We start from the raw sequence: 14,920 nt of genomic DNA, 5'->3' as shown, positions 1-14,920 counted from the left end.
TCACCGCCGCCCTTCAGGAAGGATGCCGCCAGCCAGGGGCAGCGTGTTCGCGAACGCGCGCCACTGCTCCTTGTCGCACCACTCCAGCGTCAGCTGGCACTTGGCGGCCGCGGCTCGGATGTCGTTCTTCTGCCGGATCAGCTCGTCCTTGTCGGAGCTGGTCACCGTGACCCAGCCCGTCAGCCGCACACCCGAGGCGCCCGCGGCAATCTCCTCCACCGTCCCCGCGGCGGCGCGGATCTCCCGCCGCTCGCGCGGGTCCTGCAACTTGCCCGGAGTGTCGTCGGCCTGGCCGATCTCCGAGGTCACGTCCGAGAGCGCATCGGCCAGCGCCCGTTCCCCAGGGACGAGCTCCATCGTGACCCCGACGGTGTAGATCATGTCCTGGACGTAGAGCAGAAGCGGTGCCAAGAAGTTGACCCCGACCGGCATCGTCGGCCACTGCTTCACCCAGGCCGTCGCGCTGTACCACGGTTCGTCCGCCTCGAAGCCTCGGGCGGCGAGGAGAGTTTCGTCCCGCGCGTCCACTTCGGCCGGCCAGGCCGTGGAGCGGTCCATGCCGCGGTTGTCGTCGAGCCAGTGCCCGGGCGCGTAACTGTGGTGAAACAGAGAAGACAGCGCTGCCTCGTCGAGGCTTCGGACCCAACGCAGCTGGGCCCGGCCCAGGTTGCGGATGAAGGTCTCGATCTCCTTGCCAAGAACGATGCCGTAGCCCTCAGCCAGCGTGCTGTACCGGCTGGCCTCCTCGACGAGCTCACGGCTGTAGGGGATGCCAAGCGTAAGGAAGAGCCGACGGTCCTCCGCTGAGATGGCCACCCGTTTCAGCAGCTGCTCGTAGGAGGCGTCCAGCCAGCTGGCGGCGCCGGGATCACGGCGCGTGGCGGCGTCGCGGATGTGTGCGTTGGGGTCCGTTGGGATGATCTTGGAGAGCCACTGCACGCGCTGGATACGGCCACCGGACTCGGCGGTACTGCGCAACAGGAACTCCCAGGCACTGATGAGGCTTTCCTTGTCCTCGGAGTCCAGACCACCGAAGTGCTTCATCCCCTCGACCTCGACTACTGCACTGAACATCGCTTCGCCGGGCTGCAGGAGGATGGCCACCGTGCCGAACCCAGTCCGGGCCTCAAACCACTCCATGCGCGGGGGAACACCGGCTGGTGCCGTTACCGCGGCGGGTCGACCATCGCCCCACCGGCCTGCTAGCGGTGCCGTGGACCGATACAGCAGCGAGCCATTGCGCAGCCCACGCCGGTAGGAGCGCTGGATCTCGAACCAACGCAGGTAGGTACGCCCGCGGAAGGGAATGAGCACGGCCCAAGCGGTGAACAGTGCAACGCTGAGCGTGACCACGATCTTGAGAGGGACACCGGGCATGGTCGCCAGGCTGATGACCGTAAGGATTGCTCCAGCGCCGAGGACCAACTGCTCGTCGGCCTCGAACCTTCGGCCGAGGAATCCGCGCGGACGGGGCCTCGGGAACGTGAATGAGCGTGCCACTGCAAGCTCACCTCCAGTTCAGATGAGCCTGAGTCAGGCGGGGGACGGTGGATTGATGTCGGGCCATTCACTGGTCGGCGGAGGAGGTGGCGCCTCTCCGCCCGACAGGTCGGCTGTCTGCGGAGGCGGAGCCTGCGGTGTGTCACTAGGAACCGACGATGGCCCCCCGCCTCCTCCGCTTCCTTCGCCTTCGCCACCGGGCTGGGGGATGCCGCCTTCGCCACCGGGCTGGGGGATGCCGCCTTCGCCACCGGGCTGCGGGGTGCCACCCATGCCCCCCGCGCCGCCGGGTTGCTCGGGACCGTCTTCAGAGGACTCCCCGCCTGAGTCCCCGTCTGACATGCCACCGCCGCCACTCATGGAGCCGGCGTCGTCGTTGCCCATGTTGGCGCTGTCGAAGCCCTGGTCGACGGCACCCTTGACCGCGTCCTTGGCGTCATCGACCTTCTCCTTGACCTGCTCCGCGGCTGCGACAGCAGGGGCCGCGGGTCCGGCGGCAGCGGCTGCCTCGGTGCCAGCACCCGCCTCGGCCTCGCTGCCCTGTTCCATGCCGGGGCCGTCGTCACCGCCGGAGGAGCCCTTGTCCTGCATCTCGTCGTCGCTGTTGCTGCCGCGAGCCTTGGACCACGCCTCCTTGCCCTTCTGCATCGCCAAGTCACTCTGCTGGGACAGGTTTTGGATCTCATCGCCGAACATCGGGATGAACTTCGAGACCTGCCACGGTGCGTATCCCGCGATGATGAACAGCGCCAGGATGATCAGCAGAGTGCTCAGGACCTTGCCGAAGCCCTCTGGCGGGTTGCGGAACATACCGCCGAACAGCGCCGGGATCATGGCCAAAACCACCATCATGACCCACTTGGAGATGATGATGCCGGTGAGGATGCCGATGTACTTCTTCGTGTGACCCCACAAGTCCCTGTCCACCAGGCCGGCGAACACCACCGGGCCGAAGACGAGACCGATCAAGATCAACGCGTCCCGGGCGACGAGCATGAGGAAGAGGCCCAGCCCCACGGTCAGGAAGAACCCGATCAGGGCCAGTGCAATCGGCAGGCCCCACCCGGAGGCCGAGAGGACGCCGAGCAACAGCACGATGAACGCGCCGGTCAGGGCCATGTCAGCGAGGAAGGGCTTGAACATACTGATCGCCATCTCGTCGACCAGGTCAACGACGGTCGCCACGATCGCAGGGGCGAAGGCCGTCACGATCACCGACAACAGGAGGTTGCCGATGGACTCGCCGATGGCGGCGCCCGGGCTCACTCCACGGGCGACGCGCTTCACGACGGCGATCAGCCAGGCAATGCAGGTGAAGATCGTCGCCAGGGCGAAGACCATGCTGTACAGCTTGATGAATCCGGGGTTGCTCCAGTCGATCTCGAGCACGGGATCACATCCCGTCCGTAGCTATGGCCTCGACCAGCTTGCCTACGGACGGCGAGGACTTCTTGGCCAGGTAACCCAGCGGATCCGTGGCGAAGTCGATCGTGTCGCTCACGCTCTCGACCGCGCCTTCGACTCCGTCTTTCACGCCCTCGGCTGCATCCCCAACGACTTCGCAGACCTTCTTGGCCTTGTCGCAGATCCACTTGGCGCCGTCGATCGTCTTGTCGACCACGTTCTTGCCGGTCTCTTTGATGTCCTTGCACAAGCCCGACGGCAACACGCACGGGATGTCGATGCCTCCGATCGCGGGCGCCGCAGCGGGAACGGACGCAGGCACAGCCCCGGCGGGGGCGGCGAGCGCAGGCGACCCAGCCCCTACCATCACCAGCAGCCCGAGCAGGAGCGCCGCCAGCCGGCGCGCAGCGTTAGCCGACATACGGTGGCGCATTGAACTCCTCCTCAGCTGTGCGGAAGGTCTCCATCGAGGACGGCGAAGAACCGTCGGACTGGAGTGGAGTGGGACCATCGACGGAGGCGATCGACGTGACCCTCCAGTCACCGTCACGCCACTGGAGGTTGTAGGTGTAGGTCGTCCAGCGTGCTGAGACCGGCAGCTTGGCCTTCTCCGTGGGAACTCCAGCCACTGAGGTCATCCACACGTCGACCGATGCAACCTGGTTCGAGAAACTCGACACCCGAGTTCCGAGGCATGCTGAGCGAAGCAACAGCCCGGATGCCTTGGGGTCTTGGAGGCCGAACCCGGCGATGAGCTGTGCGGTGGCCTGGTCGTCGCGGCTGATCTGGTTCGCGACCGACTCGGGAGCCATGATCTGCCCGATCAGCTGGTCGCGGTACGGCTTGTCCGTGATGTAGGACCGGCTGGAGCGCGCGATCTCGAAGTTGGCGGCCGCCGCTGCCACACCCTCCTTGGACTGCGGATAGCCGACCGGCACTCCGGCGGCCTTGCCCGTTGCCTTGGATTTGCCGCCGCTCCCACCCGGCTTCCCGGGCGGCTGGGACGCGGTCACGTCCTTTCCTTCGCCCTGGGAGGAGCCACCAGACTGGCCAGTCAGCGAGACCAGCAGCGCGATGAACAAGACCGCTGCTACGAGCACCCCGACGAATAGACGCACCGGTGGCCGACGCTTTTCCGGCCCGCCCTTTGCGGGCTCGGCAACCAGCATCCGAGTTCCGGATGCGGCGCCATTGGATTTCTTGCGCATCAAATCCCCATACCGAAGACGATTCCGAAGAGCGTCGACATGGATGCGATGAGGAAGAGCCCCACCAGGGAGCTAATTACCATCGTCTTTCCCTGCTTGACGTCCATGGTGTTCTGCTGGGAATTCCCGACACGAATCTGCCAGGCGCCCCAGATCGCCATGCCGAAAAGGATCAGCACCACGGCGGCCATCAGAACCTGAATGATCGTCTTCGCCTTCGTGCCTACCGCACCAAACGGACCCCAGTCCGGGCTCAGCCCGTTCACGAGGTCGCCCACGCCTGCCGCCAAAGTGGTGGCGTCCTGTATGGCCCCGACCATGCCTGCCTCCCTGCTGACTCGGCGCCCAAAGCTGCAAAGCAAGCGCCGCACTAAGTGCCACTCGGTCCGAAAAGCAGGAAGAAACCCATGCCTGATAAATAGCTGCGCCCCAATTCCCGCCACACGGGAAGGGCTTGACTATTCACTCGGTCAGTGAAGTAAAGTCCCGCCTTGGATTCTCCGGATGCCTCTGTGACTAGCTGACGCCGCATGACGCTAGAGGCCAATTCAGCACGCATCGCCCTCCTTTCCGCCTGGCGGGCACGATGCACTGCCGCTGCCCGCACCACGGGAAACCTGCTCTCCGAGCGGCCCGTCCAGCGGGCCGCTCGGAGGGGTAAATGCGGAAAGCACCGCTGATCGGAATAGCCATCCTGCTCAGTCCAGCCCTCGTGGTGCTGGCACTCGTGCTGCTGCTGGCCGGCGGGGCCAGCGGGGCGGCTGACGACATGAACATGACCGGAGCAACTCAGTGCATCGTCAAGGCATCCACGGCCGAAGGAGGGACCACTCAACGCCCCCAGGTCCCACTGAACCCCCGCGGGAATCAGACGCAGCCGTCATGGAACGAGGAGCAGACGAAGAACGCAGCCGTCATCACCAACGTCGCCCGGACGAGGAATCTGAAGCCCAGGGCCGCTGTGATCGCCGTGGCAACTGCGATGCAGGAGGCGACCCTGAACAACCTGCGCCACGGTGACCGCGACAGCCAAGGCCTCTTCCAGCAGCGGCCCAGCCAGGGATGGGGCACCGTGGCTCAGGTCACAGACCCGATCCACGCGTCGAACAAGTTCTACGACGGGCTGGTGAAGATTCCCAACTGGGACACCAAGGACCTGGCCCATGTAGCACAAGGGGTACAGCGCTCAGGATTCCCCGACGCCTACGCGAAGTGGGAAACCAGCGCTGGCAAACTCGTCGCCCAAGTGTGGGGTGCGGACGTCATCGACTGTGAGCAGCCCAGTGACGGCGGAAAGACAGGGAAGGCCTCGGGGGCCTGGCAGGCACCGGTCGGCGTCAAGTCCTCCCACAACTACAGGGCTGGCGGGTCGAGGTGGTCCTCCGGCAGCCACACCGGGGTGGACTTCCCAGTCGCCACCGGCACGGAACTCCACGCCGTCGGCAACGGCACGGTCATCGAGGCCGGATGGGGCGGAGCGTACGGAAACAACATCGTCCTCAAGATGTCCGACGGGACCTACACCCAGTACGGCCATCTTTCCCGCATCAGCGTCAGGACGGGACAGCAGGTCAGGACTGGCCAGGTCATAGGCCTCACCGGATCTACGGGCAACAGCTCCGGCCCGCACCTTCATTTCGAGGCGCGCACCGGACCTGCCTACGGCAGCGACATCGACCCCGTGAAGTACATGCGCGAGCACGGCATCACCATCTGAACGACGTCCCCAGAGGAGCACCCATGACCCCCCAGGCCCCCGGCACGCAAAAGCCACGCAGCATCTCCACCCACCTGGCCATCGGATCGCACACGGTGACTGTCGACGGCAGTGCCATTCCCGTCTTGGCAGGACGTACCCCAACCGAAACAGCCCTCGCCCACCTCAGGGCCCGCGCCCGGCCCGAGCTCATCCTGCGAGCCCACATCGAGCAGGAAGGCTCACCCGAGACCCTGCACATCCCTATCACCACGCCAGATCAGACGCCACCGGCCCGCCCCCTGCCCGCCGGCCTCCACCCCGAGCTCGAGGCACGGCTGATGGCCACCAGGCAACTCGCCACAAACGGCGGACCCACGGCAGCAGCCGACCACGCACAGAGTCTCGTCATCGACCTGACCATGCAGTACGGCGCCGAACACCCCGTCACTCTCCACGCGGCCGAGGACTGGGCGAACCTCGCCTGGCTCACCGGAAACTTCGAGGCCGCTGCAGAGACCTGGCTCTGGCTTGCTGAGACCCGGAACGAGCAGATGAATCCGTGCCTGACCCTCTTGTGCGCTGACAACGCAGTCGCCTCATGGCGCCGCCAACGGCCCGAAAATGCAGCTCAAAGCCGCCACACGCTGGCCGAGGGAATGGCCCGGATGAGCCTGCTGCGCCATCACGCCGCTCTGACCGCGATACCAGAGAGCATGGGCTGACCCAAGTCCCGTATGATCTATTGACTTTCGCGGCTGGCACACTACGCCCGGTCCCGGCCAACGAGCAGAAGGAGAAGTGAAGCCGTGGAGCGACGGAGACTCACCCTCGTCGAGGTCGCGATGGTAGTCGGCCTGCTCTACTTCGCCGTGACCATCGCGCTCGGCGCCACCTACATTGGCAGCGGTTGGAGCTGGCGCGTAGTAGCGCCGGACGGCTGGTACTCCCTGCTCGGCTACGCGGCAGCTGGCGCCTTCATCGTAAAAACCCGGCGGCACCGGCGCCGAACTGCCCCGCGCGAGCAGTAACTGGGAAAGCCGACCGTGGCGGACCACGGCCGGCGCGCGCTACTCTGATGGACCGACGGGCCAGCAACCCCTTCCAGGCCGCGACAGTATCGATCGCGGTACCTCGAGCACTTGGTGCAGGGGTGGTTGCTGGCCCGTCGCCATGTCTCAGGCACCACCACGTCCACGTGGTCCCGTCCCGCCAGGCGGGACAGGAGGGCCTTTTGCAACGCCGTGCGGGACGAGCGTAGCCATTCCGGCTCTGCTCCTCGCGGGTACTGTTCCCGCAAGTGCAAACTTGGCCCAGGCCAATCACCACTGATGGAGGCTCCTTTGTCCAGAGCAACAGCGACCAACCGCACCTGTCACCTTGCGCACCATCCTTCGGACCAACACCCCACCCGCTCTCGCGCGATCCGACGCAGAGCCGCGGCAGTTGCGGCAGTACTGGGCCTCGCGGTGGCCGCCAGCATCGCGGCAGGCAGCGCGCTTTCAGCTGGCGCCCTCAGCCAGGCAACGCCAGGAGACCCTGCCTGGGACTCCGCCAACCACGCCGTGCTGGCAGATCCGGCTTGGGACGGACCGACCAAGGCCCCGCAGTAACACACGGACTACACGGCCTGCATCTCCAGATGCCCACTGTCTTGTGGGCAGACCGCCCCAAGTGAGGGCGCGGCCAGGCGGACAGGCCGCTCCGCTCGTGAGGTGAGAGACGCGTGAGCCACTCACGCGTCCACACCCAGCTCGCCTTCAACCACCACGAAAACCTGCGGCATGAGTGGCGCCCGCGCGACGAGGCCTGACCGCCGTGCGTCGCCTCTCAGCCAGGGCAGGCGCCCGTGCTCAAGGGGCCCGGGAACATCGGGCGAAAGCAACGGATGCAGTTCATTGAATGAGCCTGTCTAGTTACATAGTTTGCGGGTGACTTCCGTGAGGGCGACAAGTCTTCACCTCTAAACAGCGGAGCATCCCATGAACTCAGTAGCAGCCCTGTCGGACCCTGAGGGCACCGACGCATCCACATCCGACTCCACCGGCCTGTACGCGCTGTACGCCGAGCGCGACAGCATCGCCGTCGGCTGGGAGTTCTGCGACCTGCTGGACACCCCTGAAACCGCGCGCGCCCTCCTGCCTGAGGTGCGCCGCGAACTCGCGACGCTCAACGCGGCAGGGCGCTTCCCTGGCACAAGCTACGTACACCTGCTCCGCCACGCAGCGACGGGCTGTGACTGCCTGACAACGGAGGCCCCAGACGAGGCCTGCCGCGTACTGGAGACCTTCGCCCCCCAGGAAGCAGCCAGCGAACAGGACGACGAGGACGCCGCGCAAGCCTGGGCCATCGCCGCCGCAACGAATGCGGCCAGCACCTCAGCAGACCTCCCGGTCCCGCCCGTCGCGGAGATCTGCTGGGATGACTACCAGATCCAGGGCTCCGACGACCCCGCCAAGCACGATCTCGAGCTCGTTCACTCAGCGTGCAGCCAACGCCTGTGTGACGTCGAGCATGGAGACACACTTCCGCAGCTTGTTGGCATGGTCGAGGACCACCATGCTGCGAGGTGCGGAAGGCCCCGCGTGTCCTGTCCGGGCACGCCCCACTGAACCCTGAATCGGCAGAACACCTCTCTGGTGCGGGCTGTTGCGGCGACCCGCGCCAGAGAGGCAGAGGGCGCAGCGTCTCACGGCGGCTCTCCGGCTCTCCGCAGCTAAGGGGAGCACTGGGCATCTGGCGAGAAGGGGCGCGGTCTTGCCCTCGGGGCCAAGCCGTTGGGGTGAGCGGGGTGCGGCTGGGGCGCCCAGGCAGCTTCTGACGCACCCCGCGGCACATCGAAATGCCGCCGAATTCCGCCCCAGCATTATTGAATGAGAAGCATCAAATGAATAGTTTGCAGTTGTGGCCGGGAGGTCCGGACACACTAAGACGGAGGCACAGAAATGGAACTCGACCTCAACACGCTCTTTGCCGCAGAGCCCCAGGGGAACGCGGCGGCCGGAACCATCGCCCGCATCGCGCCTGCGGTTGAAGGCATCACAGGAGCGCGGAACGCAAACCTCGACGACATGGTGTCCCTCCTGCGCGCTCAGCGGAACTCGAAGGTGGACATCATCACCTCAGCCTCCGACCTGCGCATGGTGGGAGGAATGCTTCGAATCGCCGGGGACCCGACGGCGATCACCGCGAGCGGCGTGGGACGCGCGGAAGCACTGCTCCTGCCGACGGAGGTCCTCGACGAGCAGGCCGGAGCCAAGTTGGGAATCCCGGTCGGCTACCTCAAGAAGACCCGGCGCGAGCAGATCGGCTTGTACGACGCGAACATCAACGGCTGGCTCGCCAGCGAGCCGACTCGCAAGTTCATGGTCCGTACCCTCCAGGACCGCAGCCGGGGAACCGGTGTGGCGCGCGCCCTGATGAGCGACAAGTACAAGGTGATGGACAACCTCGACGTCCTCATAGCCGCACTGGAAGGCGTCCACCAGGCCGGACACCCGGTCGAGGTCACAGGCTGCGACCTCAGCGACCGCAGGATGTATGTCCGCATCGAAGCTCCGCAGGTCGTGGTCGCCGCGCGCGAACTGCTGAAGGACTACCGGTCCCCGTTTTCCGGTCAGACCGGATCGGAACTTCCCGAAGTGCACGCCGGACTGGTCATCACCAACTCCGAGGTGGGCTGTGGGGCCGTCAGGATCGCTCCCCGAGCGGTGTTCCGCGTCTGCCGCAACGGCATGACGATCGAGAAGGACACCATGCAGGCGGTCCACGTGGGTGCGCGGATGGAGGAGGGCACGATCGACTGGTCGGTGGCAACGCAGACCAAGGAGCTCGAACTCATCACCTCCAAGACTGCCGACGCCGTGGCCCACTTCCTTTCACACAACTACGTGGAGAGGCTCATCGAGAGCATCACGGAGCGGGCCGCAACCGAGATCAACGACCCGGGCGCGACCGTCAAGGAAGTCACCAAGCAGCTCAACATCCCGGACGAGACCGCGGACGCGATTCTGCGCCACTTCATCAAGGGTGGCCAGACCACGGCCGGCGGGGTCATGCAGGCCTTCACTTCCGTCGCCCAGACGGTCGAGGACGCAGACGCCGCGCACGCTCTCGAAGCCAAGGCCATCGACGCTCTCGCCCTCGCCGCGCGCTGAGCACAGCGTCCCTGACATGTGGGGCCCCGCACCTGCGGGGCCCCACACCTCACTCACCCCCCAACGACCAGCCGAACAAGCGATGTGCCGGCGGACCGACCGCACAACCATGGAGCAGAACCGTGACGCCTTCCACCCCCCGTCTGCTGGACGCTGCACACCAACGCCCTCATACCGTCGAGCACCCGGACCCGGTCGCAGATCCAAGATGGCGGGAGCGCCGGGAGTACGAAGAAACTGATCGCAACACCTACCTGGGAACACACGAACCGTCGTGGCTGGCCCGCGACGAATTCGGAGGTAGCCGCGCCGTCCCCCTGTGCGTATCGCACCGCCGACTGGCAGACCGGCGCACACTCCCACGCGCGGTTACCCCCTGGCTTCTGGACTCCGGCGCGTTCACGGAACTGTCCATGTACGGGGAATGGACCGTGTCCCCGAAGTCCTACGCCATCGCTGTGCGCCGCTACAACGATGAAATCGGAGAACTGGAATATTGTTCGATACAGGACTGGATGTGCGAACCCGAGATCCTCGCGCGCACGGGCCAGACCGTCTACGACCATCAGAGCCGCACCGTGGCCAGCTACATCAACCTCCTGTGGCGCGACGAAAACCTTCCCTGGATGCCCGTCCTGCAGGGGTGGACGCGAGACGACTACCTTCGGTGCGTCGAGATGTACGACGCCATGGGTATCGACCTCACCGCGGAGCCGCGCGTCGGCCTCGGCTCAGTTTGCCGACGCCAGAGCACCCAGGAGGCCGTAGCAATCGTCGAGACCCTGACCGGCCTGGGAATCAGGCTTCACGGATTCGGCTTCAAGGTGACCGGACTACGAGCGGCATGCCACCAGCTGTACTCCAGCGACTCCCTCGCCTGGTCCTACAGCGCCCGCCGCCGGCCGCCCCTACCCGGCTGTACACACAAGAGCTGCTCCAACTGCCCCCGCTACGCCCAGGCCTGGCGCAACCGACTCCTCGCTTCCCTGCCGGAGTCTGCCCTCGACTCCCCTTGGCACCCCCTCGCCGCAGCTCCCAGGGACCTTGTGAATTGGCACTGACCACCAGATTCCCTGAAGTCGCCCTACCTATTGAATCAGTGCACTGGACTCAATAGTTTGCGGCTCGCCCTGTGGGAGAGCATCCCGAACCGCAGGGCCCCACTTGACTCAGAAAGCCCATCACCATGCGCCCAACCCCCGCCGAAGTCGCAGCCATCCTCTCGACACCAGAACAGGCCAAACAGGTCCTCCTCCTGCTTCCCCTTGACGCCCTGGACGCCCTCGCCGACGCCATCCCCTCTGCCGCACAGAGGGCCCTAGCAGTCCTGCTGGTGGAACGCGTTCGCGCCTTCCTGGACGACACCGACGACCAACACGAAAGCGGATCAGCGTACTTCACCACCACCGAGGAACACGGGGAAGCCACCTGGAACCCGTTCATCGACGCGCTGAGTCCCTGCGAAGGCCACACCGTGACCAGCACCCAGACCTACACCACTGTCGAAGTGCGCCTTGCTGCCGAACTGACGGATCCCGATCTGCGCAGCGCCCTCCGCCGACTCGCCGAGCTCGACCCGCCGGACCACGAGGACATCCTCCGCGTCGACCTCCGCACTGGTGAAGTCGAGCACCTACGCAAGGGCTCCGACCGCCACTGAGTGCTGCCCGGACCTGCGCATAACCACCCCAACCCCACGTAGGAGCCCGCCATGTCGGATGCCTTCACCGTCACCCCCCCTCCGAAACCAGAGCAATCCACCAGCTGCGCGTAGCGAATTTGCCGACTACCAGCCCACCGACTGGGTGACCTCATTCCTGGATTCCGAGGACGGCCGTCCCCTCAGGTTTGTCATCCGGAGCTCGAGCGCGCGAAAGGCCGCTGAAGCTGCCCTTCTTGTCGGACATCACCAAGGCCGCGACGACGAAGGCACCGCCTGGCCCTACAACACGCGAGCCGTCGGATTCGGAGACCTCCTGCACGTCTCTGGCCAGGACGGTCAGGCACAGTGCTTCAGCCGCCCTCGAAGCGGTCGCCTCACGCGACTTGCCGAGACACCGATGATGTCCCGCCCGGCCTGCACCACTCCTCCTGCGGCGGAGTTTGCCCAGATGCTTATCAACCGCGTCGAGGCCGAGCCACATCACTTCGACCAGACCCGCTGGTTCAGTGGCACCGAGGAACCGTCCCCGCGAGATGCTCCGTCCAAAAATGTGCGCATGTGCACAGCCGGCTGGGCAGCACATCTTGCTGGTTACACCCACTCTCGCCGCCTTGCCTGGCGACGCCTGGTCGAGCGCCACGGGCTGCTCTTCAACGTCGAGGTGGTGGCCGCGGCCGCGCTCGGCCTGGACCCCGACGACGCCAGGCGACTCTTCGACAGCAGCCTCAAACCGACCGTTGCGCGCGCTGCGCTCGCCCAAATTGCAGCGGGGATCGCCCGCGTCAACTGGGTCACCGCGGAGAAGTCAGGCACTGCCCGCCGCTGAGGCGGGTGCCTTCGTGGCGCCGGCCACGAAGGCACCCGACCCACTCCGAGAAGACCCAGCCCGACCGTCATAGGCCCGGACACCGCTACCCATCAATCGAGATCGCCCCCGGCAGCAGTCGGGGGCGATCGTGCTGTTCACGGAGAAGACCATGCCGACCTACGAGATGTCGCAGCGCTTCGCGTCCGATCTCGTCAAACTCACCCCGGTCCAGCGCCGGCGATTCCAGCGAGTGGTACTCGAGGAATTCGTCCCAGATCTTGACTCTGGCTTCTTTCGCTCCGGGCTGCGGATCAGGGGCCTTCAAGCGGCGCGGGGAGTATTCGAACTGACATGGAGCCCCAACGGTCGGGCCACTTGGACATATGGCCCCGAGCGCATCCGAGGTGCCCGCCATGTTGTATGGCGGCGAATTGGGACGCACGCGATCCTCATACGCCCATGAGCACACCTCTGTCCGGAATCGTAAAGGAAACAGAAAGAAGCTGACTAGAAGGGCGGAATGGTCCGCTGGGCAGCCCGGTAGCACGCCGCCCGCCGCATAGCGCCATATGCGCAGTTCAGATGCGCTTTACGCGCGCCAAATTATTGAATGGAATCCATCAATTTAATAGTTTGCATGTGTGGCCGGGAGGGCGGCCCTGGACACACCGACAGGGAGGGTTCCAAATGAGTGCGATAACCGCGACAGACGATGCGGAAGTTACGGATGCGGAAGGGCGTCTGTATGCGAACGGGTTCCGGCCTGCCACGTTCGCGTGGGACGGGTGGACCTGTGCCGACTGCGGGGCGTGCGGCGCCGGTGTGGCGTGCGCGGACTGCAAGGACTGCACGGCGTTTGCCGCGCCGTACCCGCCGCACTGGGCGCGGGACTGGCAGGAGGGCGACCCGGAGCGCGGTGTCGAGGCGTTCGGCGGGCCAGGCGGCATGTCCGCCGGGCGCGCGCTGGTCGACGACGGCGGCGACTGGGTGCTCATCGAGCAGAACCGGGACGCTGCGGCGACAGCCCGGGCGGCCGGTCACTGGGTCGTGGAGGCGGACATCAGGACGCTGGACCCGCGCCACCCCGCCCTGCGCTGCACCCGCCGTTTCCACGGTTCGCCGCCTTGCCAGACCCTCTCCGACGCGGGCAAGCGGTCCGGCTGGAACGGCGCGGAGATCTCCGAACTCCAGTCGATCATGTGGCAGGCGTCCGAGGCGTTCGGCTTCCTGGAGGTCGACGACCTGTGCAGCCTCTACGGCGGCCCGCACGGATACTTCGGAGACGTGCTCGACGACATGGAGGACCACCCCGACGCCGACGGGTGGGGAGAGCAGTGCGGCGGCGGTCACCTGCCCCCCTGCATGACCCCCGCCGCGTTCCGCGAGTGGGCTGCTTCGGTGGTCTCCGACGAGCGCACCGCGCTCATGGCGGAAATGCTGATCTGGCCCATGTGCCTGGTGCAGATCGGCGCTCCCCTGGTGTCGATCACGATGGAGCAGTCGGCGAACCTGCTGCGGCAGACCCCGGCCCTGGCGGAGGCGATCCAGTCCGAGATCACCAGCGTGGAAGGCTTCGGCTGGGCATGGTGCTCATGGCAGATCGCGGACGCTGCCGACTACGGTGCGGCCACCCACCGCGAGCGGGCCTGGATGGTCGCCACCCGCTACGAGCAGCCCCGGTACGCCGACCACGTCGACGGCCAGGCGGCGGCCCGCGAGATGTGGGCGCAGGTGCTCAAGCGGACCGGCCAGCTGCCCGACTGGACTCCCGAGCTGGATCGCCGCATCGAGCCCTATCAGGGCCGCCCCGCCCTCCCGGTGGTGACCGTCGCCGACGCCCTGAACCTCCCGGCGGACTGGTGGGCTGACACCCGAGGCAAGCGCAAGCTCAACCCCAAGACCGGCAAACCGATGGGCGGCGGGTCGTTCCCCCTCAACGAAGTCGGACAGTGCGTCACCGCCCCCTGGTACGGCGTCCGGTTCCGCCCGGCCGAAGTCCCCCAGGGTGAGGGCACGGCCAAGGTCTCCCTGCCGGATCTGGGTGTCCTCGTGGGCTTCCGCCGGGACTACCCGTGGACCTACATCCCCGCCCGGACCGGAGCGAAGGGGACCCGGAACATCTCTCAGATGATCGCCGACGCCGTGAGCCCGTTCATGGGTGCCGCCATCTCCGCCGCGGTTCAGGGCGAGGACTGGTACGAGCCGGTCACCGGCTACCAGGCCGTGCTGTACCGGCTCGGCATACCCCCCCAGGAGCGGGCTGAACTGCACGCAGCACGATCTTCAGTGCCGGGGCCAGTCCAGGAGGCTGTTCTCACCCCGTGGCATCCACTGGCCGCGACCCCTCGCGAACTGATCGCCTGGCACTGAGTCCACCGACGGACCCGGGCGCTCCGGCCCGGGTCCCGCCGCTGGGGGCCCGGCGCCCATGCAAATTTGCCCCACGCGACGGCCTCTCGTGGGCCATCAGCCAGTGCCCTGCTT

Annotated in this window: 14 protein-coding genes; 9 read left to right on the top strand and 5 right to left on the bottom strand. The window is 66.3% G+C overall.

Annotated elements, in window-relative coordinates:
* From ACZ4VK_RS26270 to ACZ4VK_RS26250, 5 genes are read right to left on the bottom strand one after another with little or no spacing between them, the layout of a single operon-like run.
* A complete protein-coding gene (locus ACZ4VK_RS26270) occupies positions 1-1,500 on the bottom strand; it encodes an SCO6880 family protein (protein ID WP_468356709.1) in 1,500 nt (499 codons plus the stop codon).
* A 33-nt stretch (positions 1,501-1,533) separates the two neighbouring features.
* Positions 1,534-2,889 (bottom strand): hypothetical protein, encoded by a 1,356-nt coding sequence (locus tag ACZ4VK_RS26265; RefSeq protein WP_468356706.1) that lies wholly within the window; start codon positions 2,887-2,889, stop codon positions 1,534-1,536.
* A 4-nt stretch (positions 2,890-2,893) separates the two neighbouring features.
* Positions 2,894-3,337: a hypothetical protein gene (locus ACZ4VK_RS26260; protein ID WP_468356703.1), complete on the bottom strand. Its 444-nt coding sequence runs from the start codon at positions 3,335-3,337 to the stop codon at positions 2,894-2,896.
* On the bottom strand, positions 3,315-4,112 hold the full coding sequence (locus tag ACZ4VK_RS26255) for a DUF8175 domain-containg protein (protein WP_468356700.1): 798 nt from the start codon (positions 4,110-4,112) through the stop codon (positions 3,315-3,317). The genes ACZ4VK_RS26260 and ACZ4VK_RS26255 overlap by 23 nt, the downstream gene beginning before the upstream one ends.
* Positions 4,112-4,432: a hypothetical protein gene (locus ACZ4VK_RS26250; RefSeq protein ID WP_468356697.1), complete on the bottom strand. Its 321-nt coding sequence runs from the start codon at positions 4,430-4,432 to the stop codon at positions 4,112-4,114. The genes ACZ4VK_RS26255 and ACZ4VK_RS26250 overlap by 1 nt, the downstream gene beginning before the upstream one ends.
* 341 nt (positions 4,433-4,773) lie before the next feature.
* On the opposite strand from ACZ4VK_RS26250, the gene ACZ4VK_RS26245 reads away from it, so the two are divergent.
* From ACZ4VK_RS26245 to ACZ4VK_RS26205, 9 genes are all read left to right on the top strand, one after another.
* Positions 4,774-5,829: a M23 family metallopeptidase gene (locus ACZ4VK_RS26245; protein WP_468356694.1), complete on the top strand. Its 1,056-nt coding sequence runs from the start codon at positions 4,774-4,776 to the stop codon at positions 5,827-5,829.
* A gap of 23 nt (positions 5,830-5,852) precedes the next feature.
* Entirely contained in the window at positions 5,853-6,533 is a 681-nt protein-coding gene (locus ACZ4VK_RS26240; RefSeq protein ID WP_468356691.1) for a hypothetical protein, read from the top strand.
* Positions 6,534-6,617: 84 nt separating this feature from the next.
* Positions 6,618-6,839, top strand: a complete 222-nt coding sequence (locus ACZ4VK_RS26235) for a hypothetical protein (RefSeq protein ID WP_468356688.1) — start codon at positions 6,618-6,620, stop codon at positions 6,837-6,839.
* A gap of 951 nt (positions 6,840-7,790) precedes the next feature.
* Positions 7,791-8,420, top strand: a complete 630-nt coding sequence (locus ACZ4VK_RS26230; protein ID WP_468356685.1) for a hypothetical protein — start codon at positions 7,791-7,793, stop codon at positions 8,418-8,420.
* Positions 8,421-8,753: 333 nt separating this feature from the next.
* Positions 8,754-9,965 carry a DUF932 domain-containing protein gene (locus tag ACZ4VK_RS26225; protein ID WP_468356682.1) on the top strand — a complete coding sequence of 404 codons (1,212 nt, stop codon included), beginning with the start codon at positions 8,754-8,756 and terminating at the stop codon, positions 9,963-9,965.
* A 122-nt stretch (positions 9,966-10,087) separates the two neighbouring features.
* The gene (locus ACZ4VK_RS26220) at positions 10,088-11,026 is read left to right on the top strand and encodes a deazapurine DNA modification protein DpdA family protein (RefSeq protein ID WP_468356679.1); all 939 of its coding nucleotides are present in this window, start codon (positions 10,088-10,090) and stop codon (positions 11,024-11,026) included.
* Between the two features lie 125 nt (positions 11,027-11,151).
* Positions 11,152-11,625, top strand: a complete 474-nt coding sequence (locus ACZ4VK_RS26215) for a hypothetical protein (protein WP_468356676.1) — start codon at positions 11,152-11,154, stop codon at positions 11,623-11,625.
* Positions 11,626-12,076: 451 nt separating this feature from the next.
* The gene (locus ACZ4VK_RS26210) at positions 12,077-12,454 is read left to right on the top strand and encodes a hypothetical protein (protein ID WP_468356673.1); all 378 of its coding nucleotides are present in this window, start codon (positions 12,077-12,079) and stop codon (positions 12,452-12,454) included.
* Positions 12,455-13,258: 804 nt separating this feature from the next.
* On the top strand, positions 13,259-14,806 hold the full coding sequence (locus tag ACZ4VK_RS26205; RefSeq protein ID WP_468356670.1) for a hypothetical protein: 1,548 nt from the start codon (positions 13,259-13,261) through the stop codon (positions 14,804-14,806).
* The last annotated feature ends 114 nt before the right edge of the window (positions 14,807-14,920 follow it).

The sequence above is a fragment of the Streptomyces sp. NPDC028711 genome (genome assembly GCF_055565415.1).
This window is presented reverse-complemented; position numbering and strand designations above follow the sequence as displayed.